This window comes from Pseudomonas sp. Tun-23181, from assembly GCF_057415455.1.
In genome coordinates, this window is the sequence record NZ_CM171630.1 from 1,879,143 (window position 1) to 1,905,394 (window position 26,252).

The 26,252-nt window shown below is 64.5% G+C and carries 21 protein-coding genes and 7 tRNA genes; 5 read left to right on the plus strand and 23 right to left on the minus strand.

What is annotated here, in order from left to right; genetic code table 11:
- Positions 1-53 precede the first annotated feature (53 nt).
- From ltrA to leuC, 5 genes are all read right to left on the minus strand, one after another.
- The gene (gene ltrA, locus ACDI39_RS09170; protein ID WP_486538455.1) at positions 54-1,475 is read right to left on the minus strand and encodes a group II intron reverse transcriptase/maturase; all 1,422 of its coding nucleotides are present in this window, start codon (positions 1,473-1,475) and stop codon (positions 54-56) included.
- A 478-nt stretch (positions 1,476-1,953) separates the two neighbouring features.
- Positions 1,954-3,066: an aspartate-semialdehyde dehydrogenase gene (asd, locus tag ACDI39_RS09175; RefSeq protein ID WP_225787027.1), complete on the minus strand. Its 1,113-nt coding sequence runs from the start codon at positions 3,064-3,066 to the stop codon at positions 1,954-1,956.
- Between the two features lie 63 nt (positions 3,067-3,129).
- Positions 3,130-4,212, minus strand: a complete 1,083-nt coding sequence (leuB, locus tag ACDI39_RS09180; RefSeq protein ID WP_225787028.1) for a 3-isopropylmalate dehydrogenase — start codon at positions 4,210-4,212, stop codon at positions 3,130-3,132.
- Between the two features lie 195 nt (positions 4,213-4,407).
- Positions 4,408-5,052, minus strand: coding sequence for a 3-isopropylmalate dehydratase small subunit (leuD, locus tag ACDI39_RS09185; protein WP_253090869.1), 645 nt, complete (start codon positions 5,050-5,052; stop codon positions 4,408-4,410).
- A complete protein-coding gene (gene leuC, locus ACDI39_RS09190; RefSeq protein ID WP_225787030.1) occupies positions 5,049-6,482 on the minus strand; it encodes a 3-isopropylmalate dehydratase large subunit in 1,434 nt (477 codons plus the stop codon). Before leuC ends, leuD begins: the two co-directional genes overlap by 4 nt.
- Positions 6,483-6,615: 133 nt before the next feature.
- Here leuC and ACDI39_RS09195 point away from each other — a divergent pair, with 133 nt between their 5' ends.
- Both ACDI39_RS09195 and ACDI39_RS09200 read left to right on the plus strand, forming a co-directional pair.
- Positions 6,616-7,494 carry a LysR family transcriptional regulator gene (locus ACDI39_RS09195; RefSeq protein ID WP_225787031.1) on the plus strand — a complete coding sequence of 293 codons (879 nt, stop codon included), beginning with the start codon at positions 6,616-6,618 and terminating at the stop codon, positions 7,492-7,494.
- A 61-nt stretch (positions 7,495-7,555) separates the two neighbouring features.
- A complete protein-coding gene (locus ACDI39_RS09200; RefSeq protein WP_225787032.1) occupies positions 7,556-10,852 on the plus strand; it encodes a PAS domain S-box protein in 3,297 nt (1,098 codons plus the stop codon).
- A 127-nt stretch (positions 10,853-10,979) separates the two neighbouring features.
- On the opposite strand, the gene ACDI39_RS09205 is transcribed toward ACDI39_RS09200, so the two are convergent.
- The 13 genes from ACDI39_RS09205 to uvrB all read right to left on the minus strand — a co-directional run bounded on the left by ACDI39_RS09205 (position 10,980) and on the right by uvrB (position 19,419).
- Entirely contained in the window at positions 10,980-11,423 is a 444-nt protein-coding gene (locus tag ACDI39_RS09205; RefSeq protein ID WP_225787033.1) for an Hsp20 family protein, read from the minus strand.
- A gap of 225 nt (positions 11,424-11,648) precedes the next feature.
- Positions 11,649-12,629: a tRNA dihydrouridine synthase gene (locus ACDI39_RS09210; RefSeq protein WP_253104514.1), complete on the minus strand. Its 981-nt coding sequence runs from the start codon at positions 12,627-12,629 to the stop codon at positions 11,649-11,651.
- A gap of 50 nt (positions 12,630-12,679) precedes the next feature.
- On the minus strand, positions 12,680-13,114 hold the full coding sequence (locus ACDI39_RS09215) for an acyl-CoA thioesterase (RefSeq protein WP_225787035.1): 435 nt from the start codon (positions 13,112-13,114) through the stop codon (positions 12,680-12,682).
- 44 nt (positions 13,115-13,158) lie between these two features.
- Positions 13,159-13,992 (minus strand): alpha/beta fold hydrolase, encoded by an 834-nt coding sequence (locus tag ACDI39_RS09220; RefSeq protein ID WP_368815729.1) that lies wholly within the window; start codon positions 13,990-13,992, stop codon positions 13,159-13,161.
- A gap of 25 nt (positions 13,993-14,017) precedes the next feature.
- A complete protein-coding gene (locus ACDI39_RS09225; RefSeq protein ID WP_225787037.1) occupies positions 14,018-14,557 on the minus strand; it encodes a TetR/AcrR family transcriptional regulator in 540 nt (179 codons plus the stop codon).
- A 164-nt stretch (positions 14,558-14,721) separates the two neighbouring features.
- A tRNA-Glu gene (locus tag ACDI39_RS09230) sits at positions 14,722-14,797 on the minus strand.
- A gap of 43 nt (positions 14,798-14,840) precedes the next feature.
- Positions 14,841-14,916, minus strand: a tRNA-Ala gene (locus ACDI39_RS09235).
- A 69-nt stretch (positions 14,917-14,985) separates the two neighbouring features.
- Positions 14,986-15,061, minus strand: a tRNA-Glu gene (locus ACDI39_RS09240).
- Positions 15,062-15,103: 42 nt separating this feature from the next.
- Positions 15,104-15,179: transfer RNA gene (locus ACDI39_RS09245), tRNA-Ala, on the minus strand.
- A gap of 53 nt (positions 15,180-15,232) precedes the next feature.
- Positions 15,233-15,308: transfer RNA gene (locus ACDI39_RS09250), tRNA-Glu, on the minus strand.
- Between the two features lie 79 nt (positions 15,309-15,387).
- Positions 15,388-15,463, minus strand: a tRNA-Ala gene (locus tag ACDI39_RS09255).
- A 312-nt stretch (positions 15,464-15,775) separates the two neighbouring features.
- Positions 15,776-17,257, minus strand: coding sequence for a glutamate--tRNA ligase (gltX, locus tag ACDI39_RS09260; RefSeq protein ID WP_225787038.1), 1,482 nt, complete (start codon positions 17,255-17,257; stop codon positions 15,776-15,778).
- Positions 17,258-17,403: 146 nt separating this feature from the next.
- Positions 17,404-19,419 (minus strand): excinuclease ABC subunit UvrB, encoded by a 2,016-nt coding sequence (gene uvrB, locus ACDI39_RS09265; RefSeq protein WP_225787039.1) that lies wholly within the window; start codon positions 19,417-19,419, stop codon positions 17,404-17,406.
- Between the two features lie 288 nt (positions 19,420-19,707).
- On the opposite strand from uvrB, the gene ACDI39_RS09270 reads away from it, so the two are divergent.
- Together ACDI39_RS09270 and ACDI39_RS09275 are read left to right on the plus strand one after the other, a co-directional pair.
- The gene (locus ACDI39_RS09270) at positions 19,708-20,904 is read left to right on the plus strand and encodes an amino acid aminotransferase (protein ID WP_225787040.1); all 1,197 of its coding nucleotides are present in this window, start codon (positions 19,708-19,710) and stop codon (positions 20,902-20,904) included.
- A gap of 61 nt (positions 20,905-20,965) precedes the next feature.
- Positions 20,966-21,041, plus strand: a tRNA-Asn gene (locus ACDI39_RS09275).
- A gap of 41 nt (positions 21,042-21,082) precedes the next feature.
- On the opposite strand, the gene ACDI39_RS09280 is transcribed toward ACDI39_RS09275, so the two are convergent.
- From ACDI39_RS09280 to ACDI39_RS09300, 5 genes are all read right to left on the minus strand, one after another.
- On the minus strand, positions 21,083-21,496 hold the full coding sequence (locus ACDI39_RS09280; RefSeq protein WP_253104505.1) for a cupin domain-containing protein: 414 nt from the start codon (positions 21,494-21,496) through the stop codon (positions 21,083-21,085).
- Between the two features lie 408 nt (positions 21,497-21,904).
- The gene (locus tag ACDI39_RS09285) at positions 21,905-22,462 is read right to left on the minus strand and encodes a DUF1285 domain-containing protein (RefSeq protein WP_225787042.1); all 558 of its coding nucleotides are present in this window, start codon (positions 22,460-22,462) and stop codon (positions 21,905-21,907) included.
- Between the two features lie 10 nt (positions 22,463-22,472).
- Entirely contained in the window at positions 22,473-23,078 is a 606-nt protein-coding gene (locus ACDI39_RS09290; RefSeq protein WP_368815726.1) for a DUF4823 domain-containing protein, read from the minus strand.
- A 65-nt stretch (positions 23,079-23,143) separates the two neighbouring features.
- On the minus strand, positions 23,144-24,112 hold the full coding sequence (locus ACDI39_RS09295) for a GTP 3',8-cyclase MoaA (protein WP_225787044.1): 969 nt from the start codon (positions 24,110-24,112) through the stop codon (positions 23,144-23,146).
- Positions 24,113-24,218: 106 nt separating this feature from the next.
- On the minus strand, positions 24,219-24,854 hold the full coding sequence (locus ACDI39_RS09300) for a TetR/AcrR family transcriptional regulator (protein WP_225787045.1): 636 nt from the start codon (positions 24,852-24,854) through the stop codon (positions 24,219-24,221).
- A gap of 72 nt (positions 24,855-24,926) precedes the next feature.
- Between ACDI39_RS09300 and ACDI39_RS09305 the strand changes: the two genes are divergently transcribed.
- Entirely contained in the window at positions 24,927-26,060 is a 1,134-nt protein-coding gene (locus ACDI39_RS09305; RefSeq protein WP_225787046.1) for an aminotransferase class V-fold PLP-dependent enzyme, read from the plus strand.
- The last annotated feature ends 192 nt before the right edge of the window (positions 26,061-26,252 follow it).

Here is a 26,252-nt window from a genome sequence, read left to right on the forward strand (position 1 = left end):
TCGCACCCGCCGTCCTCTCACACCACCGTGCGTACGGTTCCGTACACGGCGGTTCAGGTTATACGGCTAAGCCGATTGATCGTATCCAGTATCGAGACCAGTCTGAGTCGATCCCATAGTTTCTTCGGCAACGCCTGATTCATATGCGACGCGCCCGAGTTCCACCATGGGCCTCTACCATTGAAGGCCGATTTGCAGGCACGCTCTTCGCTCAGCCCCAGGCGCATCAGGTTGCCCGCCCTCGTCGAGGGCCGCTTCCATTGGCGCCAGAGGATGCAGAGCAGCTTGTGCCTGATCCAGCCGTCCAGTTCTTCCAGTGGCCTTTTGCTTTGGCTGAGCTTGAAATAGCTCGCCCAGCCTCGCAGGACAGGGTTTAACCGCTCGATGGTTCCTACCATCTTCCGGCCCCGCGCTCCACGTAGCAGTTCTGCAAGCCGGTTGCGCAGGCGCTCCAGGCTCATCGTCGCCACACGTAGCTTCGGCTGTTGATGCCAGCTCATCCCATAGCCCAGGTAGTTGCACTTCCACGCCCTTGCCACTTGGCTCTTCTTCCTGTTCACCGTCAATTTCAGGCGTTGGCTCAGGAAGCGCTCGACGCTGGCCAGCACCCGTTCGCCGGTCCGAGGGCTGCGCACATAGATGTTCGCATCATCGGCATAGCGTACGAAGCGATGGCCCCGCCGTTCCAGCTCGTGGTCGAGTTCGTCGAGCAGGATGTTCGTCAGCAACGGCGAGAGCGGACCGCTTTGAGGCGTCCCTTCCTGCCGCGGGCTGACGACGCCGCCCGACATGCCCCCTGCTTCGAGGTAGCGACGGATGAGTCTGAGCACGCTTTTATCCTCAACCCGGCGCTCGACGCAGGCCATGAGGATGTCGTGGTTGACTCGATCGAAGAACTTCTCCAGATCGAGTTCCACGCACCAGCGATGCCCCGCTGTCACATGCACGCGAGCCATCTCGATGGCTTGATGCGTACTTCTGCCCGGACGAAAGCCGTAGCTATAGTCCGAGAACAGTGGGTCGAAGATAGGCGTGAGCTGTTGCTGCAAGGCTTGCTGGATCAGGCGGTCCACGACGCTGGGGATTCCCAGTTGCCGTGTACCGCCCTGCGGTTTGGGAATCTCAACCGCTCGCACTGCCTGGGGATGGTACTCACCTGCCAGCAACCTGGCTTTGAGGATCGGCCAATACTGATTCACGTAGCCCGCCAGGTCTGCGACCGTCAGGCCATCGGCACCCGGCGCTCCCTTGTTGCTGACCACACGTTGATACGCACGCTTGAGGTTGGCCGGTGCTAGCACCTGCTCCATCAGCATGTCCGGCTCCGCGTTCGTCCACGCCACTGACGCCGCCGATACCTCTGCGCTGTCAGACACCATCCCCGGCTTCTGGCCGGGACTCTGAATAACTGTTTCCGTTTTGGGAAATTTCTGCATTTCGACTACCAACCAGACAGTGACGCCTACTGGCGGCATAACCTGTTCGGCCCTTGGTGGCGCGGTTAACCGCCACTTACTACGGCTTCGGCTGACTTCTGCACGCTCATCCCGCCGCCTCTCGACGCTCGGTAGCACAGTGGCAAACGTGCAGATCTCCCAGGGTAATTCGCGCGACCTTCCTGCTTATGCCTGTCGGATCTACGTCACAGTGTTCTGTGCAAGTATCGGGCTTCGGCGATTTGTGCCACCTCACCCCGCTGTGCCGCCTCTATCCGCTTCCTGTTCGTCAGGCCAGCATTTTGCCTCGGCTTCCTTCAGATTCGCAGTCACCTGCGACACCCTTGCCTCTGGCTAACACTTCCCCTTGCCGGGTGTGTAGAGGACTTTCACCTCCAAGTCACCCATTTGGCCACCACAGCCAAACGGGTTGCGCTTACGCGCAACGCGCCATGCCTGGCGCACACAAAAAAACCGCGCTATCTCTAGCGCGGTTTTTCCGATCAAACCGGAACGATCAACGCTCCAGCAGGATCCGCAGCATACGCCGCAGCGGCTCGGCAGCGCCCCACAGCAACTGGTCGCCGACGGTGAAGGCCCCCAGGTACTGGGACCCCATGTTCAGCTTGCGCAGACGGCCTACCGGGATGTTCAGGGTACCGGTGACCTTGGTCGGGCTCAACTCCTGCATGCTGATCTCGCGCTGGTTCGGCACCAGCTTCACCCAAGGGTTGTGCTGGCTGATCATGCCTTCGATGTCGGCCAGCGGCACGTCCTTGTTCAGCTTGATGGTCAGCGCCTGGCTGTGGCAGCGCATGGCACCGATGCGCACGCAGATGCCATCGACCGGGATCGGGCTCTTGAAACGGCCGAGGATCTTGTTGGTCTCGGCCTGGGCCTTCCACTCCTCGCGGCTCTGGCCGTTGGGCAGCTCCTTGTCGATCCACGGGATCAGGCTGCCGGCCAGCGGCACGCCGAAGTGCTCGGTGGGGAACGCCTCGCCACGCATGGTTTCGGCGACCTTGCGGTCGATGTCGAGGATGGCGCTGGCCGGGTTGGCCAGGTCATCGGCCACCGCCGCGTGGATGCCGCCCATCTGGCGGATCAGCTCGCGCATGTTCTGGGCGCCGGCACCGGAGGCCGCCTGGTAGGTCATGGCGCTCATCCACTCGACCAGGCCAGCCTCGAACAGGCCGCCCAAGCCCATCAGCATCAGGCTGACGGTGCAGTTACCGCCGATGTAGTTCTTGGTCCCGGCATCGAGCTGCTGGTCGATCACCTTACGGTTGACCGGGTCGAGGACGATCACCGCGTCATCCTGCATGCGCAGGGACGAAGCGGCGTCGATCCAGTAACCCTGCCAGCCGGCCTCACGCAACTTGGGGAAGACCTCGTTGGTGTAGTCGCCGCCCTGGCAGGTCAGAATGACGTCGAGGGTCTTGAGCTCTTCGATGCTGTAGGCGTCCTTGAGCGGAGCAATGTCCTTGCCCACGTTCGGCCCCTGGCCACCGACATTGGAGGTGGTGAAGAACACCGGCTCGATGAGGTCGAAATCCTGCTCCTCCAGCATCCGCTGCATGAGCACGGAACCGACCATACCGCGCCAACCGATCAGACCTACACGTTTCATCGCAACTACACCTTTGCTAAAAGTGGGCCGCCATCGCAGGAAAGCGACGGCGGGCCAGAGAGATTACAGATTCCGCAGCGCTGCGACTACTGCGTCGCCCATTTCCTGCGTACCTACCTTGCTGCAGCCGGCCGACCAGATGTCACCGGTACGCAAGCCCTGATCCAGCACCAGGCTGACGGCCTTCTCGATGGCGTCGGCGGCGGCCTGCTGGTTGAAGCTGTAGCGCAGCATCATCGACACCGACAGGATGGTCGCCAGCGGGTTGGCGATGCCCTGCCCGGCGATGTCCGGGGCCGAGCCATGGCACGGCTCGTACATGCCCTTGTTGTCGGCATCCAAGGATGCAGATGGCAGCATGCCGATGGATCCGGTCAACATGGAAGCCTCATCCGACAGGATGTCACCGAACATGTTGTCGGTCACCATCACGTCGAACTGCTTGGGTGCGCGCACCAGTTGCATGGCGGCGTTATCGACGTACATGTGGCTGAGCTCGACGTCCGGGTAGTCCTTGGCCACGTCCTCGACCACTTCGCGCCACAGCTGGCTGGACGCCAGGACGTTGGCCTTGTCCACCGAGCACAGGCGCTTGCCGCGCACGCGGGCCATGTCGAAGCCGACGCGGGCGATGCGGCGGATCTCGCTTTCGCTGTACGGCAGGGTGTCGTAGGCCTGGCGCTCGCCACCGTCCAGCTCGCGCTGGCCACGTGGCGCACCGAAGTAGATGCCGCCGGTCAGCTCGCGGACGATGAGGATGTCCAGGCCGGCGACGACCTCGGGCTTGAGCGAGGACGCATCGGCCAGTTGCGGGTAGAGGATCGCTGGGCGCAGGTTGGCGAACAGGCCCAGTTGCGAACGGATCTTCAGCAGGCCGCGCTCGGGGCGGATGTCACGCTCGATCTTGTCCCACTTCGGCCCGCCGACCGCGCCGAGCAGCACCGCGTCGGCCTGGCGCGCGCGTTCCAGGGTCTCGTCGGCCAGTGGCACGCCGTGCTTGTCGATGGCCGCGCCGCCGATCACGTCGTGCTCCAGGGTGAAGCCGAGCTGGAACTTGTCGTTGGCCAGCTCCAGCACCTTGACCGCCTCGGCCATGATTTCCGGGCCGATGCCATCACCTGGGAGAATCAGAATCTGCTTGCTCATGCTTTCCTCTATCCATTCAGACGGCGCGCCTGCGGCACGCCGGAAAAAACCAATGTTCGGCCCACGATACCAGCACACCCGGGCGTTTGCGTGGTTGCCTCGAGCCCTTTGACGCGCAAGCCCGCTCCCACCGGTACCGCACTGCGGCTATCCCCGTGGGAGCGGGCTTGCCCGCCAAAGGCTCAGCGCGGCCGATCAGGCGTCACGGAACAGCCAGGGCTGGCTCGCCCGGTGCTGCTGTTCGAACGCGCGGATGGCATCGCTGTCCTGCAGGGTCAGGCCGATATCGTCGAGGCCGTTGAGCAGGCAATGCTTGCGGAAGGCGTCGATCTCGAACGGCAGCACCTTGCCGTCGGGGCGGGTCACGGCCTGGGCCTGCAGGTCGATGGTCAGCTGGTAGCCCGGGTTGGCCTCGACCTGCCTGAACAGCTCGTCGACTTCCTCGTCGGCGAGGATGATCGGCAGCAGGCCGTTCTTGAAGCTGTTGTTGAAGAAGATGTCGGCGAAGCTCGGCGCGATGATGCAGCGCAAGCCGTACTCGTCCAGGGCCCACGGTGCATGCTCGCGGCTCGAGCCACAGCCGAAGTTCTCGCGGGCCAGCAGCACGCTGGCACCCTGGTAGCGCTCATGGTTGAGCACGAACTCGGGGTTCAGCGGACGCTTGCTGTTGTCCTGGTAGGGCTGGCCCACGTCCAGGTAGCGCCACTCGTCGAACAGGTTGGGGCCGAAGCCGGTGCGCTTGATCGACTTGAGGAACTGCTTGGGGATGATCTGGTCGGTGTCGACGTTGGCGCGATCCAATGGCGCGACAAGACCGGTGTGCTGGGTGAAGGCTTTCATGCTGCGCTCCCTTGGATCAACTCGCGGACATCGATGAAGTGGCCGGTCACCGCGGCGGCGGCGGCCATGGCCGGGCTGACCAGGTGGGTACGGCCACCGGCGCCCTGACGGCCCTCGAAGTTGCGGTTGGAGGTCGAGGCGCAATGCTCGCCGCTCTCCAGGCGGTCCGGGTTCATCGCCAGGCACATGGAGCAGCCCGGTTCACGCCATTCGAAGCCCGCCTCGAGGAAAATCTTGTCCAGGCCTTCGCGCTCGGCCTGGGCCTTGACCAGGCCCGAGCCCGGCACCACCAGCGCCTGCTTGACGTTGGCGGCGACCTTGCGGCCCTTGGCGATCTCGGCCGCGGCACGCAGGTCCTCGATCCGCGAGTTGGTGCAGGAGCCGATGAACACGCGGTCGAGCTTGATGTCGGTGATCGCCTGGTTGGCGCTCAGGCCCATGTACTTGAGGGCGCGCTCGATGGAGCCACGCTTGATCAGGTCGGGCTCGGCGGCCGGGTCCGGCACACGCTGGTCGACAGCCAGGACCATCTCCGGCGAGGTGCCCCAGCTGACCTGCGGCTTGATCTGCGAGGCGTCCAGCTCGACCACGGTGTCGAACACCGCATCGGCATCGGAAACCAGGCCCTTCCAGGCCTCGACCGCCTGCTTCCACTGCTCGCCCTTGGGCGCGTACGGGCGACCTTCGACATAGGCGACGGTGGTGTCGTCGACCGCCACCAGGCCCACGCGGGCACCGGCTTCGATGGACATGTTGCAGATGGTCATGCGGCCTTCCATGGACAGCTCGCGGATGGCGCTGCCGGCGAACTCCATGGCATGGCCGTTGCCACCGGCGGTACCGATCTTGCCGATCACGGCGAGGACGATGTCCTTGGCAGTGACACCCGCGGGCAACTGGCCCTCGACGCGCACCAGCATGTTCTTCATTTTCTTGGCCACCAGGCACTGGGTGGCGAGCACGTGCTCCACCTCGGAGGTGCCGATACCGTGGGCCAAGGCGCCGAAGGCACCGTGGGTCGAGGTGTGCGAGTCGCCGCAGACCACGGTCATGCCCGGCAAGGTAGCGCCCTGCTCCGGGCTGATGACATGGACGATGCCCTGGCGCTCGTCGTTCATCTTGAATTCGACGATGCCGTATTCGTCACAGTTCTCGTCGAGGGTCTGCACCTGCAGGCGCGACACCTGGTCGACGATGGCCTCGATGCCGCCCTTGCGCTCTGGCGTGGTCGGTACGTTGTGGTCCGGGGTGGCAATGTTGGCATCGATGCGCCATGGCTTGCGGTTGGCCAGGCGCAGGCCTTCGAAGGCCTGGGGCGAAGTCACTTCGTGGATGATGTGACGGTCGATGTAGATCAAGGACGAACCATCGTCGCGTCGCTTGACTTCATGCGCATCCCAGAGTTTGTCGTAGAGCGTTTTGCCAGCCATCAGACTGTTCCTCATCAGCGTCTTTCTATGCCAATAACCCCTTGGCTTGTACGGACGATGCTATGGCGTTAGATTGAATAACTCAAATTCATATTTTTTATGCTTTGAATAACCAACAGGAATCCGAAAAACCGTGGACCTGGCCAACCTCAGCGCCTTCATCGCCATCGCCGAAACCGGCAGTTTCTCGGGGGCCGGCGAGCGCCTGCACCTGACCCAGCCGGCCGTCAGCAAGCGTATCGCCGGGCTCGAGCAGCAGCTGGACGTGCGCCTGTTCGACCGCCTCGGCCGCGAGGTGACCCTGACCGAGGCCGGCCGCGCGCTGCTGCCACGCGCCTACCAGATCCTCAATGTACTGGACGATACCCGGCGCGCCCTGAGCAACCTGACCGGCGAAGTGAGCGGCCGCCTGACCCTGGCCACCAGCCATCACATCGGCCTGCACCGGTTGCCCCCGCTGCTGCGGGCGTTCACCCGCCAGCACCCGGCGGTGGCGCTGGATATCCAGTTCCTCGACTCGGAAGCGGCCTACGATGAGATCCTTCATGGCCGAGCGGAAATAGCGGTCATTACCCTCGCCCCCGAACCGCATCACCTGGTTCGCGCCGTTGCGGTGTGGGACGATGCGCTGGATTTCGTCGCCGCGCCGGAACACCCCCTGGCCAGCATCGACCCCGTCAGCCTCGCCGACGTGGCCCGCCACCCGGCGGTCTTCCCAGGCGGCAACACCTTCACCCACCATATCGTCCAGCGCCTGTTCGAAAGCCAGGGCCTGACACCGAACATCGCCATGAGCACCAACTACATGGAAACCATCAAGATGATGGTGTCCATCGGCCTGGCGTGGAGCGTACTGCCGCGTACTATGCTCGATGAGCAGGTTGCCCGCATCGCCTTGCCCGGCATTCAGCTGTCGCGCCAGCTAGGCTACATTCTGCATACGGAGCGAACGCTATCGAACGCGGCCAGGGCCTTCATGGCCCTGCTCGACAGCCACGCAGGGCCCGCCTGACCGGTCGTCAGCACGGCACTTCAACTCCAAGGACGCGCCATCCGCCAAAGGTCTGGTATCGATGCCCAAATCAGCAAACCGCTTTCCGCGCCTGCCGCGCATCTTCGCGGCCGATCCCCAGGAATCGGAACAGGCCTGGCAGAGCGCCCCACAGTTGCTGGCCGCCCTCAACGGCGCCCACCTGGGCGCCTGGCTGTGGGATATAGAAAGCGGCCGGATCAGCTGGTCGCGGGCCACCCAGGCACTGTTCGGCTTCGACCCGCAGCGGCCCCTGCCCAACGACATCGACTACCTCGACCTGCTGCCCGAGGAAGACCGTGCCCGCACACGCCAGGCATTCCAGGCCGTGGTCGACGGCGAGCCGGTGGAACAGGCCATGCGCCATCGCATCCGCTGGCCGGACGGCAGCCTGCACTGGCTGGAGATCAACGGCAGCCTGACCCACGATCGCCACGGCCGACCGCAGATGATCGGGGTGATCCGCGAGATCACCCGCCAGCGCGAGCGGGAGACCGCGCTGATCAATTCGGAGAAGCGCTTCGCCACGCTGTTCCACCTGAGCCCCAACGCCATCCTCCTGACCCGCCGCCACGACGGCATGATCTTCGAGGTCAACCGCCATTTCGAAGACATGTTCGGCTGGCCCGGCCCACAGGTGATCGGCAAGACCAGCCTGGAACTGGGGCTATGGGTCAATCCCGAGCAACGTCACCAGGTGCTGGAGTCGACCCGCGCCAACGGTGGCCCGCTGATCATGGAGGTGCAGTTCCGCGCCAGCAGCGGCAAGGTGCATGACGGCATCCTGTGCACCCAGGGCATCGAGATGGAGGGGGTGACCTACCTGATCAGCACCTTCGTCGACACCACCGAGCGCAAGCGCGCCGAACAGGCCCTCAAGGACAGCCAGGAGCGCCTGGACCTGGCCCTGGACTCGGCCCAGCTGGGCACCTGGGACTGGCACATTCCCAGCGGCATGCTCTATGGCTCGGCCCGCGCCGCCCAGTTGCACGGCCTGGATCCGGTGCCCTTCCACGAATCCTTCGAGGCGTTCTTCGAAGGCGTGCCGGAGCAGGAACGCAACGTCATGCGCCAGGCCTACCGCAGCCTGCGCGAAGGCCCGGCGGGCAACTACCAGATCACCTACCGGGTGCAACTGGAGAATGGCACCTCCCGCTACATCGAAAGCCGCGCGCGCCTGTACCGCGACGAGCAGGGCAATCCGCTGCGCATGGCCGGCACCCTGCTCGACATCACCGACCAGGTGGAGCGTGAGCAGCGCCTGAGCGCCTCGGAGGAGAAATTCGCCAGCCTGTTCCAGGTCAGCCCCGACCCGATCTGCGTGACCCGCCAGGACAGCGGCCAGTTCATCGAGATCAACCCGGCCTTCACCCAGACCTTCGGCTGGAGCGCCGAACAGGTGATCGGCCGCACCGCCGAGCAGATCGGCCTGTGGGCCGAATCGGCCAAGCGCGCCCAGCGCATCGAACGGGTGATCCGCGAACAGGCCCTGAGCAACGTGGCGGTGGTGGTCAACCATCGCAATGGCACGGCCTTGACCTGCGTGATCTCCAGCCGCCTGATCACGGTCGACAACCAGCCGTGCAGCGTCACCACCCTGCGCGACATCACCCAGCAACAGCGCGCCGAGGCGGCGCTCAAGGCCAGCGAGGAGAAGTTCGCCAAGGCCTTCCACTCCAGCCCCGACGCCATCACCCTGACCGAGCGCAAGAGCGGCCGCTACCTGGAGGTCAACGACGGCTTCTGCCGGCTGACCGGCTACAGCGCCGCCGAGGTGATCGGCCGCAGCGTCTACGAGATCGGCATCTGGGCCGACGACAAGCAACGCAGCGCCCTGCTCACCGAGCTCAAGGAGCATGGCCGGGTCCATCACCGGGAAATGCTCGGGCGCAACAAGCGTGGCGACATTCTCACCGTGGAGGTCTCGGTCGAGCCGATCAGCCTCAACGAGGCCGACTGCCTGCTGCTCACCGCACGCGATGTCAGCCAGTTGAGGAACGCCCAGGCGCAGATCCGCCACCTGGCCTATCACGACCCGCTGACCAACCTGCCCAACCGCGCCCTGCTGATGGACCGCCTGAGCCAGCAGATCGCCCTGCTCAAACGCCACAACCTGCGCGGCGCCCTGCTGTTCCTCGACCTGGATCACTTCAAGCACATCAACGACTCCCTCGGTCACCCCGTGGGCGACACGGTGCTCAAGATCATCACCGCACGCCTGGAGGCCAGCGTGCGCCTGGAAGACACCGTGGCGCGCCTGGGCGGCGACGAGTTCGTGGTGCTGCTCAGCGGCCTGGAGGGTAGCCGCGAGCAGGTGGAGAACAAGGTTCGCGAACTGGCCGACACCCTGCGCGAGCTGCTGGCCGAGCCCATGTCCCTGGACGGCCAGCGCCTGCAGGTGACGCCGAGCATCGGCGTGGCGCTGATCCCCGACCATGGCGCGACACCGGCCGACTTGCTCAAGCGCGCCGACATCGCCCTGTACCGGGCCAAGGACTCCGGGCGCAACACCACGCAACTGTTCCATACCACCATGCAGAAGGCCGCCAGCGAGCGCCTGCGCATGGAGAACGACCTGCGCCTGGCCCTGGCCCGGGGCGAGCTGGCCCTGCACTTCCAGCCCCAGGTGGATGCCCGCGACAACCGCATCGTCGGCGCCGAGGTGCTGCTGCGTTGGCATCATCCGCAGCTGGGCCAGCAGCCGCCGGCGCAGTTCATCCAGGTGCTGGAGGAAAGCGGGCTGATCCTCGAGGTGGGCAGTTGGATCCTCGACGAAGCCTGCGACGCCTGCGCGCACATGCTGCAGGACGGGCTGATCGACGCCGACGACTTCAGCCTGTGCGTCAACATCAGCCCACGGCAGTTCCGCCAGAACGACTTCGTCGAACGGGTGCTGCGCAGCCTCGACGACTACCGGCTGCCAAGGCGCATGCTCAAGCTGGAGATCACCGAAGGCATCGTCATCCAGAACCTCGAGGACACCATCAGCAAGATGCGCGAGCTCAAGCGCTACGGCGTGAGCTTCGCCATGGACGACTTCGGCACCGGGTATTCGTCGCTGACCTACCTCAAGCGCCTGCCGGTGGATGCCCTGAAGATCGACCAGACCTTCGTCCGCGACGCCCCGGTCGACCCCAACGATGCGGAGATCGTCCGTGCCATCGTGGCCATGGCGCGCAGCCTGGAACTGGCGGTGATTGCCGAGGGGGTCGAGCAGAGCGAGCAGTTGGCGTTCCTCGAACGCCAGGGTTGCCACCTATATCAGGGGTACTTGCATAGCCGGCCGCTGCCGTTGGCGGAGTTTCGTCAGATGCTGATGGAGGCGCCGGCGGATTATTAGCGCTTCTCAAGGACAAACGCTGGGGGCCGCTTTGCAGCCCCAATGGTCTCGAACACCCTGAAAAGGTTGTCAAAAACACAAAAAAGGGGCACTTCTAAGAAGTGCCCCTTTTTGCAGGTTGCCGAACTCAGTTCAGCGCCGGCGTCTCGCCGTTGATCGGAATACGCTTGGGCTTGGCCTCTTCCGGCACGATGCGCAGCAGGTCGATGCTGAGCAGGCCGTTGGCCAGACCGGCGGACTTGACCTCGATATGGTCAGCCAGGCGGAAGGACAGCTTGAACGCCCGCTGGGCAATGCCCTGGTGCAAGTAGGTAACGTCTGCGGCGCTGGTGTCGCGCTTGCCGCCGGTGACGGTCAGGACACCTTTCTCGACCTGCAGGTCGAGGTCCTGCTCCTGGAAACCGGCTGCGGCAACCACGATGCGATAGTGGTCATCGCCATGCTTTTCCACGTTGTAGGGAGGGTAGCTGCTACCCGCCTCGTTACGTGCCGCAGACTCGAACAGATCGTTGAAACGGTCGAAGCCAACGGAATGGCGGAACAGTGGAGCGAGAGAGAATGCAGTGGTCATGGTCATAAACTCCTGAGATTCAGCAAGTAAGTCACTACGCGACCCGACTTCGGCATCGCGTACTCAAGAGATAAGGTCCGGCAAAAGGTTTTCAAGAGGCGGGCAAAAAATTTTTTGCAGGTCACGGAGCAGGGGCAAACCCGCTGCCACAGGTCCGGGTCGACCACAGATGATGTGGTTTACAGAGCCACCCTGTGGGAGCGGGCTTGCCCGCGAACGGCCCGTTCAGGCAACGCATTCCTCGAAGCTCACGCCGGCTGCCTGCTCAACACCCAGCAACCCGCTGATCCGCTGGCAGTCATCCTCCCGCCGCAACTGCGCGAACAACGCCACGGCCTCGGGGTAACTGCGGGTCAGCATGGCCAGCCACTGCTTCATCCGCCCCGGCGCATAGCGGGGCGACAACTTGGCCTGGGCCTGGCGCCAGAACTCACGCAGCAACGGCAGCAGGGCCTGCCAATCCATGGGCTGGTATTCCCGGCCATCGCGGGCCGCCGCGATCTGCAGGGCCAGGTCTGGCCGCGACACCAGCCCACGACCGAGCATGATGTCCTCGGCGCCGCTGACCTCGCGGCAGCGCCGCCAGTCATCGACCGTCCAGATCTCGCCGTTGGCGAACACCGGCACCTGCACCACCTCCTGCACCCGCGCCACCCACTCCCAATGGGCCGGCGGCTTGTAGCCCTCGACCTTGGTACGGGCATGCACCACCAGGTGCGCGGCGCCACCCTCGGCCAGGGCCGTGGCGCACTCCAGGGCAGCGTCCGGGCTGTCGAAACCCAGGCGCATCTTGGCAGTCACCGGAATCTGCGCCGGCACCGCCCGCCGCACCTCGCGGACGATCGCATGCAGCAACTGCGGCTCCTTGAGCAGCACCGCCCCGCCCCGGGACTTGTTCACCGTCTTGGCCGGGCAGCCGAAGTTCAGGTCGATCACCGGTGCACCCAACTCACAGGCCAATACCGCGTTGTCGGCCAGGCAGGCCGGATCGGAGCCCAGCAGTTGCACACGCATCGGCACCCCAGCCGCGGTCCGCGCGCCGTGGCGCAGCTCTGGGGCCAGCTTGTCGAACGACGACGCCGGCAACAGGCGGTCGCAGACGCGGATGAACTCGGTGACGCACCAATCGATGCCACCCACCCGGGTCAGGACGTCGCGCAGGATGTTGTCGACCAGCCCCTCCATGGGGGCCAGGGCAATTTGCATGTCAGGCTCTCGGCGGAAAAAGGCGCCAGTCTAGCAAAAACGTCGCCGCTTCAGGCGCCGATCAGCGCCGGACCATACCCTTCGAGAAACTCCGCCGGCATGCGCCTGGGCTTGCCGCTGGACAGCTCGATGCAGGCGAAGGTGGTCTGCGCCCGCAACAGGGTGGCGCCATCGCTCGGGCGCTTGAGCTGGAAACGCCGGGTCATGCGCAGGCGCTGGTCCCAGTCGATGATCCAGGTGGCCAGCTGCAGCTCGTCGTCCTCATAGGCCGCGGCCAGGTAGTCGATCTCGTGGCGCACCACAGCCATGGCCCGGTCCAGGCGCCGGTACTCGGCCAGGTCCAGGCCCAGGCGTTGGGAGTGGCGCCAGGCGCAGCGCTCCAGCCAGGTCACGTAGACGGCGTTGTTGGCGTGGCCAAGGCCGTCGATGTCCTCGGTGGCGACGCGAAGGTCGATGATGAATGGCGATGCCAGGTCCCAGCTCATGCCCGCTCCCCTTGGTCAGTGATCGGGCAGAGTGTACCGGATGCTCAGGCGCTTTGCCGCGCCGGTCGTGGCGCACGCGCCAGCAGTTCGAGCACCGCTTCGCCCAGGCGTGGGTCGGCCAGTACGCGCTGGTGGCCGCCCTCCTCCAGCACCATCAGGCGGCTGTCGAACCAGGCCTTGTGGATGAGCTGGGCCTCGCTGGCCGGCACCAACCGGTCATCGCTGGCGTGCACCACCAACCCGGGCAGCTCGAGTTGGTAGCCGCTGACGTCCAGGCGCGCGATCTGCACGCCGACATCCTGCTCGACCTGGCGGATGAACGCTGCCCGGGCCCGCGCCGGCAACCCCAGGCGCCGGGCGAAGCCGCGCAGCACCCCAAGCAGCTGCGCGGGTGCGGCGATGCTCACCGCCGCCTCCGTGCGCAAGCCCCACTGCAAGGCCAGCAGCACGCTGGCACCGCCCATGGAATGGCCGATCACTGCGCGCAGCGGTGGCAATTCAGCGGCCGCCTCCAGCAAGGCGCGGGCGAACAGCACCACATGGGCCTGCTGGCCGGGCGAACGACCATGGGCCGGCCCCTCCAGGGACACCACGGTATGGCCGGCCCGCACCAGGGTATCGATCAGCGCGGCGAACTGGGTCGGCCGCCCTTCCCAACCGTGCATCAGCAGCACCGTCGGCCCCTTGCCCCAGCGCAGCGCCGACAAGCCGAAGCGCAAGGTGATGCGCTCGGCCGTGGCCAGCAGCGGCAGCTCCCACTGCCTGGGCGGCAGGTTGCGCGGGGTCATGAAGGCCCGGCGCATCCGGCCAGCGACGGTTTCAGGGGCCAGGTGGCCCAGGGTGCCGTTGACGCCTCGAATCCAGCTCAGGGTTGTCATCACCTTGCTCCAGGGGTCAGGTTGTTCAGAGCACCGCCGACTTGGCGGCACGCAGGATCCGATCGGACAGCTCGCCATCGCCCAAGGCACGGGCCAGGGTCAGGCCGCCGATCATCAGGGCAAGGTCGGCGAAGGCCTTGTCGATATCTTCGGGACGATCGACCATCTGCGCGGTCATCAACTCGATGTGTTCGGCCAGCACCTCGCGAAACGCCTCCGGCAGGCGCTGCATCTCGCCCAGAGCATTGGGCAGCGGGCAGGCATGTTCCTGGGCATCACGGTGCTTGCGCGACAGGTAGAAGGCCGCCGCCAGGGCCCGTCGCCCCGCGCCATCAAGGCTGGGGTCGACCTGGGCGAGCAAGGCCCGACGCTCGCCGAGCAGATGACGGAACGCCTCCAGCATCAGTTCGTCCTTGCTGTCGAAGTGCGCGTAGAAACCGCCCACCGTCAGCCCAGCGGCGCCCATCACCTGGCTGACGCTCGGTTCGGCCGGGCCATGCTGGATCAAGGCGTTGCAGGCGGCCTCGAGAATGCGCTCACGGGTCTTGCTCTTCCTGTCGTTCATCGCTCACCTCGAAAATATTATGATCGAAATATTATCAGCGTAATATTTTCTGGCAAGCGAAATCCGCGACCATCGATCGAGCAGAAAATAAGGGCGTGGAAAAAACAAAAGGCCCATTCAATATGCGAATGAGCCTTTCAACTCCCGCAAAACGCGGGTAAAAATGGCGTCCCCTAGGGGACTCGAACCCCTGTTACCGCCGTGAAAGGGCGGTGTCCTAGGCCACTAGACGAAGGGGACGTTGACCTTCGTGCAGATCCGCGTTCACGGACCCTGGCGGAATTGGTGGAGCTAAGCGGGATCGAACCGCTGACCTCCTGCATGCCATGCAGGCGCTCTCCCAGCTGAGCTATAGCCCCGAGGTGAAAACAAAAGGCCCATCCAATATGCGAATGAGCCTTTCAACTCCCGCAAGACGCGGGTAAAAGTGGCGTCCCCTAGGGGACTCGAACCCCTGTTACCGCCGTGAAAGGGCGGTGTCCTAGGCCACTAGACGAAGGGGACAACAACCTTCGTACCGATCCGCTTGCGCGAACCCGGCAAAATTGGTGGAGCTAAGCGGGATCGAACCGCTGACCTCCTGCATGCCATGCAGGCGCTCTCCCAGCTGAGCTATAGCCCCGGATTTCTAGCCTCTCGGCCCAGCGACATCCTGAAACGTCGCTTGTGTAAAACTGGCGTCCCCTAGGGGACTCGAACCCCTGTTACCGCCGTGAAAGGGCGGTGTCCTAGGCCACTAGACGAAGGGGACGAACCTTCTACCTTCAAGACCGGATTGCTGGAATCCGATCTTGCCTCCCGATCAACGAATGTGATCGTGAAGCGGAATTTGGTGGAGCTAAGCGGGATCGAACCGCTGACCTCCTGCATGCCATGCAGGCGCTCTCCCAGCTGAGCTATAGCCCCACAATGTCGCGCTGAACGGAATCGCTGGCTGGGTGCCTGGCGTTTCGTAGTCGCTCATCGCTGTGGACGGGGCGCATATTAAGATCGGATTGCAGGGCTGTCAAACAAATTTTTGAAAAAAACCAAAAGTTTTTTTCGAGATAACAATCACTTACCGCCCTGCCGAGAAAAACCACCCGAAATGCGGCGGGGTATTCACCCGCGCCTTCGCGGACAGGCCCACTCCCACAAGGCTGGCGCCGCCCTGGCAGCGGCGCCGTATGGGTGGGGCGATGGGCTGCGAAGCAGCCCTACAGGCCATGCTCGAAGCGATCAGGCGATGTTCGCCAGCAGCTTCTCCCACTCCTTGTTTTCCTTCTTCGACACGCCACCGAGCAGGTCCAGGGCCTGGCGCAGGCGATAGCGGGTCAGGTCCGGGCCGAGGATTTCCATGGCGTCGAGCACCGAGACCGAACTGGCCTGGCCAGTGATGGCGGCGAACATCAGCGGCATGGCATCGCGCAGCTTCAGCTCCAGGGCCTCGACCACGGCCTGGATGCAGCCGGTGATGCGCTCCTTCTCCCACTGGCGCAGGCTTTCCAGCTTCCACAGGATCAGTTGCATGACCTGGCGCACCTGGTCGGGCGACAGCTTCTTGTGTTCGAACAGCTTGGCGTCGAGCTTCAACGCGCCCTCGAAGAAGAACCCGCCCAGCGGCGCGATCTGGCTGAAGGTCTCGACCCGGCTCTGCACGTGCGGGGCGATCTTCATCAGGTAGTCGCTGTTGAAGGCCCATTTCTGCACCCGCGTAGCGAACTCCTCCAGCGGCAGGTCACGCAGCCACTGGCCGTTGAGCCAGGACAGCTTCTCGATGTCGAAGATCGGGCCGCCCAGCGAGACGCGCGACAGGTCGAAATGCTCGACCATCTCGGCCAGGGAGAACTTCTCGCGCTCGTCCGGCATGGACCAGCCCATGCGGCCCAGGTAGTTGAGCATGGCCTCGGGGAGGAAGCCCATGCGCTCGTAGAAGGTCACCGAGGTCGGGTTCTTGCGCTTGGACAGCTTGCTCTTGTCAGGATTGCGCAGCAGCGGCATGTAGCACAGCTTCGGCTGCTCCCAACCGAAGTATTCGTATAGCTTGATCAGCTTGGGCGCCGACGGCAGCCACTCCTCGCCCCGCAGGACGTGGGTGATGCCCATCAGGTGGTCGTCGACCACGTTGGCCAGGAAGTAGGTCGGCAGGCCGTCGTTCTTCATCAGCACCTGCATGTCCATGCGGTCCCATGGGATCTCGACGTCACCACGGAGCATGTCCGGCACCACGCAGACGCCCTCGCTGGGCACCTTCATGCGGATCACGTGGGGCTCGCCGGCATCCAGGCGGCGCTGCACTTCTTCGGCGCTCAGCTTCAGGGCGCGGCCGTCGTAGCGCGGGGTTTCACCGCGGGCCATCTGCTCGGCACGCATCTGCTCCAACTCCTCGGCGGTGCAGAAGCAATAGAAGGCGTGGCCGGCATCCACCAGTTGCTTGGCGTACTTGGCGTAGATTTCACCCCGCTCGCTCTGCCGGTACGGACCATGGGGGCCGCCGACGTCCGGGCCTTCGTTCCACTCGATGCCGAGCCAGCGCAGGGCGTCGAAGATCTGCTGCTCCGACTCGCGGGTCGAGCGCAGTTGGTCGGTATCTTCGATACGCAGGATGAACTCACCGCCGTGCTGCTTGGCGAAGCAGTAGTTGAACAGGGCGATGTAGGCGGTGCCGACATGGGGATCGCCGGTGGGCGATGGCGCGATACGCGTGCGAACGGTGGTCATGGACAGTCTCGGACGAAAGATGAAACAAAGGCCGGATGTTAGCAGGGAGCGGGTATCGGGCTCCAGCAGTGAACATCCGGCAGGGGAAGAGCTGAGCGCATTGGGGCCGCGTCAAAGCACCTCGAGGCCGCAACCGCCCTCCCCGGTCAACTGGCGATCAACCGCTCGCGCAATTGGGCGATCTCGTCGCGCAGTTGCGCCGCGGCCTCGAACTCCAGGTCGCGGGCGAGCTGGAACATCTTCTCTTCCAGTTGCTTGATGCGCCGGGTGATCTCGGCCGGGGTCTGCAGTTCGGCCTCGTAGCGGGCGCTTTCTTGCGCCGCCTTGGCCATGCCCTTGCGCTTCTTGCTGCGGCCACCCGGGACGCTGGCGCCCTCCATGATGTCGGTGATGTCCTTGACCACACCCTTGGGCACGATGCCATGGGCCTCGTTGAAGGCGATCTGCTTGGCCCGGCGCCGCTCGGTCTCGTCGATGGCCCGACGCATGGAGCCGGTGACCTGGTCGGCGTAGAGGATCGCCTTGCCATTGAGGTTGCGCGCAGCTCGGCCGATGGTCTGGATCAGCGAGCGCTCGGAGCGCAGGAAGCCCTCCTTGTCGGCATCGAGGATGGCCACCAGGGACACCTCTGGCATGTCCAGGCCTTCACGCAACAGGTTGATGCCCACCAGCACGTCGAAGGTACCCAGGCGCAGGTCGCGGATGATCTCGACCCGCTCGACGGTGTCGATGTCCGAGTGCAGGTAGCGCACCCGCACCTCGTGGTCGGCCAGGTAGTCGGTAAGGTCCTCGGCCATGCGCTTGGTCAGGGTCGTGGCCAGCACCCGCTCGCCGACCGCCACGCGCTTGCCGATCTCCGAGAGCAGGTCGTCGACCTGGGTCAGCGCCGGGCGCACTTCCACCTGCGGGTCGACCAGGCCAGTGGGGCGTACCACCTGCTCGATCACCCGCCCCGCATGCTCGTCCTCGTAGGGGCCCGGGGTCGCCGAGACGAAGATGGTCTGCGGGCTGACCGCCTCCCACTCGTCGAAGCGCATGGGCCGGTTGTCCAGCGCCGAGGGCAGGCGGAAGCCATACTCCACCAGCGTCTCCTTGCGCGAGCGGTCGCCCTTGTACATGGCGCCGACCTGGGGAACGCTGACGTGGGACTCGTCGATCACCAGCAGCGCGTCGGGCGGCAGGTAGTCGTACAGGGTCGGTGGCGGCGCGCCGGCCGGGCGTCCGGAGAGGTAGCGCGAGTAGTTCTCGATGCCGTTGCAGTAGCCGAGCTCGAGGATCATCTCCAGGTCGAAGCGGGTGCGCTGCTCCAGACGCTGGGCCTCCACCAGCTTGTTGGCCTTGTGCAGGTACGCCAGGCGATCCTTGAGCTCCTCCTTGATCCCCTCCACCGCCTCGAGCAGGGTCTCGCGCGGGGTGACGTAGTGGCTCTTGGGGTAGAAGGTGAAACGTGGCAGCTTGCGGATCACCTCGCCGGTGAGCGGGTCGAAGGCGGCGATGTTCTCCACCTCGTCGTCGAACAACTCGATGCGAATGGCCTCCAGGTCCGATTCGGCCGGGAAGATATCGACCACGTCGCCGCGCACGCGGAAAGTGGCGCGGGCGAAGTCCATCTCGTTGCGGGTGTACTGCAGGTCTGCCAGGCGGCGCAGCAAGGCGCGCTGGTCGAGCTTGTCGCCACGGTCGACGTGCAGGACCATCTTCAGGTAGGTCTCGGGGCTGCCCAGGCCGTAGATGCAGGACACCGTGGTGACGATGATGGCGTCGCGCCGCTCCAGCAGCGCCTTGGTCGCCGACAGGCGCATCTGCTCGATGTGGTCGTTGATCGAGGCGTCCTTCTCGATGAAGGTGTCCGACGACGGCACGTAGGCTTCCGGCTGGTAGTAGTCGTAGTAGGAAACGAAATACTCCACCGCGTTGTTGGGGAAGAACGCCTTGAACTCGCCGTAGAGCTGGGCGGCCAGGGTCTTGTTGGGCGCCAGCACCAGGGTCGGGCGCTGGACCTGCTGGATGACGTTGGCGATGCTGAAGGTCTTGCCCGAGCCGGTCACCCCGAGCAGGGTCTGGTGCGAAAGCCCGGCCTCGATGCCCTCGACCATCTGGCGGATGGCCTCGGGCTGGTCGCCGGCCGGCTGGAAACGGGTGACGAGCTGGAACTCGGACATGACGGACCTCGATGGTGTCGCGGCAACTGTAAATTTAGCCAGTAGTCTATACCCAAATGAGCGTGCCAGGCGCCCCTTTCAAGGCAAGCGGACGGGCATTTTCTCCAATGGACCTGGCAATACGACCAATGGTTGAAAAATATTCGCGCAAAACCCCGGAAAAGCCGCGCCAGGCTGTCGCCGTGACCGGCCGGTATCACTATACTGACTCCCCGTTTGCGCACCGCTTCAGTGCACTCGGCCGGAGCGTGCGCGTCCTATCACACTCCATTCAGAGCCAAGGTAACAATGAGCCTGTTTTCCGCTGTCGAGCTGGCACCCCGCGACCCCATCCTGGGCCTCAACGAAGCATTCAACGCCGATACCCGTACCGACAAGGTCAACCTGGGCGTGGGCGTGTACTGCAATGAGGAAGGCCGTATCCCGCTGCTGCGCGCGGTCATCGAGGCCGAGACCCAGCGTGCCGCCCAGCACGCCTCCCGCGGCTACCTGCCGATCGACGGCATCGCCACCTACGACCAGGCCGTGCAGAAGCTGCTGTTCGGCGCCGAGTCGCCGCTGCTGGCCGAAGGCCGCGTGGTGACCGTGCAGGCGGTCGGTGGCACCGGCGCCCTGAAGATCGGCGCCGACTTCCTCAAGCGCCTGTCGCCCAACGCCGTGGTGGCGATCAGCGACCCGAGCTGGGAGAACCACCGTGCCCTGTTCGAGAGTGCCGGCTTCCCGGTGCAGAACTACCGTTACTACGACGCACCGAGCAACGACGTGAACCGCGCCGGCATGCTCGAAGACCTGAACGCCCTGCCCGCCGGCTCGATCATCGTTCTGCACGCCTGCTGCCATAACCCGACCGGCGTCGACCTGGGTCTGGACGACTGGAAGAACGTCCTGGACGTGGTCAAGGCCAAGGGCCATGTGCCGTTCCTCGACATGGCCTACCAGGGCTTTGGCGATGGCATCGCCGAAGACGCCTTCGCCGTGCGCCTGTTCGCCGAGTCGGGCCTGGATTTCTTCGTCTCCAGCTCGTTCTCCAAGTCGTTCTCGCTGTATGGCGAGCGTGTCGGCGCCCTGTCGATCGTCACCGGCTCCCGCGACGAGAGCACCCGCGTGCTGTCGCAGGTCAAGCGCGTCATCCGCACCACCTACTCCAACCCGCCGACCCACGGCGCCAGCATCGTCTGCGCCGTGCTCAACAACGCCGAACTGCGCCAGATGTGGGAAGCCGAGCTGGGCGAGATGCGTGGCCGCATCCACGGCATGCGCAAGCAGATGGTCGAGCTGCTGGCCGAATACGGCGCCTCGCGTGACTTCAGCTTCGTCGGCCGCCAGCGCGGCATGTTCTCCTACTCGGGCCTGAGCGCCGCGCAGGTCGCCCGCCTGAAGGACGAGTTCGGCATCTATGCCCTGGACACCGGCCGCATCTGCGTCGCCGCGCTGAACCAGGGCAACATCCACGTGGTCACCAAGGCCATCGTCGAGGTGCTGTAACGCGCCGATTGCCAAGGAGGAGCTTGACTTCTCCTTGGCAATCAGTAAGATACGCCCAGATTCCGCGATAGCTCAGTCGGTAGAGCAAATGACTGTTAATCATTGGGTCCCTGGTTCGAGTCCAGGTCGCGGAGCCAGACATTGAAAACCTCCAGATGCGCAAGCACTGGAGGTTTTTTCATTCCAGCGGTTCGGTGACCGCCCTGCCCTCGTCCACCAGGCTCCAGACCAGCAAACTGGCCGGCTCGGCCTCGCTGGCATTGCGCGACACGCTGTGCACGGTGCCTGGCGCCTCGTACCAGTATTCGCCGGCCTTGTAGGTCTTCTCCTGGCCATCGCCGAGCTTCGACACCACCGCCCCTTCCAGCACGTAGGCCATCACGGCGCCCGGATGCCGATGGGCGGGCGATGCCTGCCCGGGTGCATAGCTGACGGTGAGCATCACGGCTTGCTTGCCGGGGGCGTTGCTGGGGCGCTGCTGCTGCAGGACCTTGACCTGGCCGTGCTCCTCGCCGTGGGCCCAGGCGGATGCCTGGGCGGCGAGTAGACCTGCGGCAGTGAGCAAGGCCAGGGATAGAGGGATGGGTCTCATGGGGCATCTCCTGATGGGTGGCTGCCAGCAGGTTAGGCCCTACGCCGTGGGAGAAAAACAGCCAATCTGAAGGAAAAGCAGGGGGCCGCTTCGCGCAATGCCGGTCAGTTAAGCGACACTGGGGCTGCGTTGCAGCCCATCGCCGGCAAGCCGGCTCCCACAGGGTTAGCGCCGAACTTCAGGATTGCGCCATACCTGTGCAGGCTGTGTGAAAACCTCCAATGCTTTTTCAGGATCGCGCTTCTACGCGAAATCTGGAAAAGCTTGGCTGCTCAACTCACCCAGAATACGCGTAGAAGCGCGATTTTTAGGTTGTTTTTTGAACAGCCCGATTGCTCGGAGGATTTTCACACAGCCTGTGTGGGAGCCGGCTTGCCGGCGATGGGGCGCGAAGCGGCCCCAAAAAACCTAGGGCCGCCCGATCGGATAGAACTCGCCATGGCTCCAGACCCCGAGCCACTCCTCCCCCGCGATCTCGCGCGGCACCGCCAGCTCGACCAGTTGGTAGAACACATTGCGATGGATCAGCGCCTCGAGGTTGCTGCGCATGAGAATGTAGGGCGAAGGCTCCTGGGTGCCGGGGTCGATCTCGACCCGCAGCGGATGGTCGGGGCCCGCCTCGGCCTGGTCGTCGACATTGCTGGTCAAGCGCAGCACCTGTTGCTCGCCACTGCCCTCCACCTCCAGCAACACCGCGACGAAGGGCGCGTCATCGACGCGGATCCCCACCTTCTCCACCGGCGTGACCAGGAAATAGTCGTCGCCGTCGCGGCGGATGATGGTGGAGAACAAGCGCACCATCGGCTTGCGCCCGATCGGCGTCCCCAGGTAGTACCAGGTGCCATCGCGGGCGATGCGCATGTCGATGTCGCCGCAAAAATCCGGGTTCCACAGGTGCACCGGCGGCAGGCCCTTCTCCTTGGGGATCTGCGCCAGAAGATCATTGGCCTTGCCGGTAGCTGTCATCACCCTCTCCTCAACGACTCATGCCCAACAAGCTACGAGCGTAATCGCGCATGGGCGGCCCAAGCAAATCTTCCGGCGCCTTGTCGTGGAACGTCAACAAACCGCCACGGCTCTTGATGCGTGCCGTGTCGATCAAGTAGCGGGTACTGGTTTCGATCAGCATCATCTGTACCACGCCGGTGTCCACACCCAGGCGATCGACCGCCTGCTCGTCGTACCATTCATCGCCATTGCCGATCCGGTCGTCGGTCCGTGCGAAACGCGTGTACAACACATAGTGAGCCCCCACCGAGCGGGCCTCGGCAATCGCCTGCTCCAGCCCCAGTGGCCCCTGGGCACGACGTACCAAGGGGAAATACTCGACGAAACTCTTGAATGCTTGCTCGGCCACCACGTTCGGCCGGGGCGCAGGCCCCTTGCCCGGCGGCACGAAGGCCCCCTGGCCGATGAAGATGAACGAATCGGGTTGCAGGCGCACCGACAGGCTGCGGCGCGTATCGCTGTGATCCAGCAATCCGGCATCGCTCATGTGGTAGCGAACACCTTCGCCCATATCGCTGACATTCATGCAGCCGCCCAGCGCCATCAGCGCCAGCAGCAAGACCAGGCTACGCATCTTTCCTCCAGAACCGGTGACGAAAAACCGGCGAACAGCCGCCAGATGCAGCTTTTGCGCCAGAGTCAGCCGCCGATCACCTTCATGATCGTCGCGCCCCCGGAAAACGCCAGGTCCTGCTTGTCCGCCAGGGCTTTGACCAGCAGCCGCTGCAAGGCGGGAAGCGCCTGGTGGCGAGGTTTGTCGAGCAAATCACCGATGAAATGACGGTTGCCCGACGACAGGCAGCCATGCAGCCAGCCGGTGGACGACAAGCGCAGGCGCGAACAGCTCCGGCAGAACGGCATGCTTTCGTTGGCGATCACACCAAAATGGCCCTTGCCGGGAATCCGGTAGCGCAGCGCCGTCGCGTCCGGTGCCGCGCTGGCCGGCTGGTAGTCGTGGGCCTGGCCGATCATCTCCAGCAAGTGCTGCAGGCCCACGAACTGCTGCAGGAAGGCATTGGTATCACGCGCCAGGTGGCCCATGCGCATGAGCTCGATGAAGCGTAGCTCGTAGCCCCGCGCCAGGCAGTAGTCGAGCATCGGCAAGACCTGGTCGAGGTTCTGCCCACGCATCGGCACCATGTTCACCTTGATGCGCATACCGGCGGCACTGGCCTGCTCCATGCCGGCCAGCACGCAGGCCAAGTCGCCGCCACGGGCGATGCGGCGAAAGGCCTGGGCATCGAGGGTATCGAGGGAAACATTGAGACGGCGGATGCCAGCGGCGCGCAGCAGCGGCAGCTTGCGCGACAGCAACTGGCCATTGGTGGTCAGGCCGATATCCACCAGGCCCAGCCCTGCCACGGTCTGCAGAAACGCCTCGAGGCGGGGGCTGACCAGTGGCTCGCCACCGGTGATGCGCAGCCGCTCGATGCCCGCGGCTTCGATCAGGTACGCCACGCCGCGGGCCAGGGCATCGGCCGGCAGCTCATCCTGCGCCGCCACCAGGCGCTTGCCGTCGGGCACGCAATAGCTGCAGGCATAGTTGCAAGCAGCCGTCAGGCTGACACGCAGGTTGCGAAAGCGCCTGCCTTGACGATCGACGATCATGGATGACTCCGGCATGGAAGAATCGGGCCTGCAAAACCTGACTCAAAAATCAGGTTTTTGCAAGCCTGCATGTCGGACAGTACCGGGAAAAACCCGGTGGCGTGCTTCAGTTCGCGGGTTCCGGGTCGCGCTTGCGCTTGTTGCCCATGCGTACCCCGATGTCCATGAGGAACTGGAAAAAGCCCTCCTGGTCTTCCAGCACGTTGCTCCAGAATGGCGAGTGGTACAGTGCCACGGCACCGTGCACCAGGGCCCAGGCCGCGCAGTAGTGGAAGTACGGTGGCACGTCCTCGAGCTTGCCCTCGCTGATGCGCCCCTTGATCAGCAGGGTCAGGCGATCGAAGTTGGAGGCGCGGATACGGTGCAGCTCCTCGACCATCTCCGGCACCTGGTTGCCCTTGACCACTTTCTCTTCCAGGCGGTCGAACAGCCGGTAGCGCTGCGGGTCACGCATGCGAAACTCGAAGTAGGCGCGCGACAGGGCTTCCTTGTCGCGGTCGACGTCGTCCGAGTGCAACAGGGCGTTCAGGTCGCGCTCGTAGTCGAGCATCAGGCGCAGGTAGATCTCCGCCTTGGACTTGAAGTGCTTGTAGATCGTACCTTTGCCGATACCCACGGCGTCGGCGATCATCTCGACGGTGACGCTGTCTTCACCCTGTTCGAGGAACAGCTTGAGCGCGGTGTCGAGGATCTCTTGTTCGCGGCGGCGAAACTCACGGACCTTACGAGGTTCTTTCTGCATAGGAAGGACTGGATGACAATCGAAGCGGTTTATTATGCCTAACTTGCAGCAAATTGCACGGATCATCCAAGCATGTCTATGTTTCACGATGAGTTCGACCTGGCGCCGGGCCTGCGCTACCTGAATCACGCCGCCGTCGCCCCCTGGCCACGGCGGGCCGGCGAGGCGGTGGCCCGTTTCGCCCGCGACAGCGTGCAGCTGGGCGCCAGCCAGTACCCACGCTGGCTGGATACCGAGCGGCGCCTGCGCGAACGCCTGGCCCGCCTGGTCAATGCGCCGTCGCGCGCGGACATCGCCCTGGTCAAGAGCACGTCCGAGGCGCTCTCCCTGGTGGCCTTCGGCCTCGACTGGCAGGTGGGCGACCAGGTGGTGATCAGCGACGAGGAGTTCCCCTCCAACCGAGTGGTCTGGGAAGCCTTGGCCGACCGCGGCGTACAGGTGATCCCGGTGAGCCTCGCCGGCACCGACCCGGAGGCCGCCCTGCTTGCCGCCTGCGGCGAGCGGGCCCGGCTGCTGGCGGTCAGCGCCGTGCAGTTCGCCAGCGGCCTGCGCCTGGACCTGGCCCGGCTCGGCCAGGCCTGTCGGGCAAGGGGTGTGCTGTTCTGCGTCGATGCCATCCAGCAGGTCGGCGCCCTGCCCTTCGACGTGCAGCGCTACCAGTGCGACTTCGCCATGGCCGATGGCCACAAGTGGATGCTCGGCCCCGAGGGCCTGGGGATGTTCTACTGCCGCGCCGAACTGCGCCCGCGCCTGAAGCTCAACGCCTATGGCTGGCACATGCTCGAGCATCTGGGCGATTTCGAGCGCCGTCAGTGGCAACCGGCGCGCAGCGCCCGGCGGTTCGAGTGCGGCAGCCCGAACATGCTGGGCGCCTGTGCGCTGGAGGCGAGCCTGTCGCTGCTGGAAGACGTCGGCATGGACGTGGTGGCGCGCCACCTGGAGCAACGCATCGAGCAATTGCACCAAGGGTTGGCGGCGATTCCTGGCGTGCGCCTGCACAGCCCGGCAAACCCGGCGCGACGGGCCGGTATCGTGACCTTCAGCCTGCATGGGCACGACAGTGAGGATATCTACCGGGCACTCACCGCCGAGCGGACGATCTGTGCGCTGCGCGGGTCGGGTGTGCGTTTTTCGCCGCATTTCCATACAGAAGAGCGCTCGATCGACGAAGCGATCCAGCAAGTCCGCGCGCTGGCCATGCGTTGATGGCCGGATGCATCCCAGGCGTATTCCAAATCTGTTTAAAAAACGACCAGTTGTCGCTGGCACTGTGCCAAAGCTGACCAATACTTGGAGTGTTGGCGTGGCGCATCCCCCCAAGTGGCACGCCAATAAAGGTGCCCAGGGACCGCGGTACCTTTGTTTTACTCCTAATGGTCTTAACCCGGATTCCCCCCC

Bases quoted from the DNA above. Each gene is read 5' to 3' on its own strand.
- ltrA (WP_486538455.1), bottom strand. From the start codon at position 1,475: ATGCCGCCAGTAGGCGTCACTGTCTGGTTGGTAGTCGAAATGCAGAAA.
- asd (WP_225787027.1), bottom strand. From the start codon at position 3,066: ATGAAACGTGTAGGTCTGATCGGTTGGCGCGGTATGGTCGGTTCCGTG.
- leuB (WP_225787028.1), bottom strand. From the start codon at position 4,212: ATGAGCAAGCAGATTCTGATTCTCCCAGGTGATGGCATCGGCCCGGAA.
- leuD (WP_253090869.1), bottom strand. From the start codon at position 5,052: ATGAAAGCCTTCACCCAGCACACCGGTCTTGTCGCGCCATTGGATCGC.
- leuC (WP_225787030.1), bottom strand. From the start codon at position 6,482: ATGGCTGGCAAAACGCTCTACGACAAACTCTGGGATGCGCATGAAGTC.
- ACDI39_RS09200 (WP_225787032.1), top strand. From the start codon at position 7,556: ATGCCCAAATCAGCAAACCGCTTTCCGCGCCTGCCGCGCATCTTCGCG.
- ACDI39_RS09205 (WP_225787033.1), bottom strand. From the start codon at position 11,423: ATGACCACTGCATTCTCTCTCGCTCCACTGTTCCGCCATTCCGTTGGC.
- ACDI39_RS09210 (WP_253104514.1), bottom strand. From the start codon at position 12,629: ATGCAAATTGCCCTGGCCCCCATGGAGGGGCTGGTCGACAACATCCTG.
- ACDI39_RS09215 (WP_225787035.1), bottom strand. From the start codon at position 13,114: ATGAGCTGGGACCTGGCATCGCCATTCATCATCGACCTTCGCGTCGCC.
- ACDI39_RS09220 (WP_368815729.1), bottom strand. From the start codon at position 13,992: ATGACAACCCTGAGCTGGATTCGAGGCGTCAACGGCACCCTGGGCCAC.
- ACDI39_RS09225 (WP_225787037.1), bottom strand. From the start codon at position 14,557: ATGAACGACAGGAAGAGCAAGACCCGTGAGCGCATTCTCGAGGCCGCC.
- gltX (WP_225787038.1), bottom strand. From the start codon at position 17,257: ATGACCACCGTTCGCACGCGTATCGCGCCATCGCCCACCGGCGATCCC.
- uvrB (WP_225787039.1), bottom strand. From the start codon at position 19,419: ATGTCCGAGTTCCAGCTCGTCACCCGTTTCCAGCCGGCCGGCGACCAG.
- ACDI39_RS09270 (WP_225787040.1), top strand. From the start codon at position 19,708: ATGAGCCTGTTTTCCGCTGTCGAGCTGGCACCCCGCGACCCCATCCTG.
- ACDI39_RS09280 (WP_253104505.1), bottom strand. From the start codon at position 21,496: ATGAGACCCATCCCTCTATCCCTGGCCTTGCTCACTGCCGCAGGTCTA.
- ACDI39_RS09285 (WP_225787042.1), bottom strand. From the start codon at position 22,462: ATGACAGCTACCGGCAAGGCCAATGATCTTCTGGCGCAGATCCCCAAG.
- ACDI39_RS09290 (WP_368815726.1), bottom strand. From the start codon at position 23,078: ATGCGTAGCCTGGTCTTGCTGCTGGCGCTGATGGCGCTGGGCGGCTGC.
- ACDI39_RS09295 (WP_225787044.1), bottom strand. From the start codon at position 24,112: ATGATCGTCGATCGTCAAGGCAGGCGCTTTCGCAACCTGCGTGTCAGC.
- ACDI39_RS09300 (WP_225787045.1), bottom strand. From the start codon at position 24,854: ATGCAGAAAGAACCTCGTAAGGTCCGTGAGTTTCGCCGCCGCGAACAA.
- ACDI39_RS09305 (WP_225787046.1), top strand. From the start codon at position 24,927: ATGTCTATGTTTCACGATGAGTTCGACCTGGCGCCGGGCCTGCGCTAC.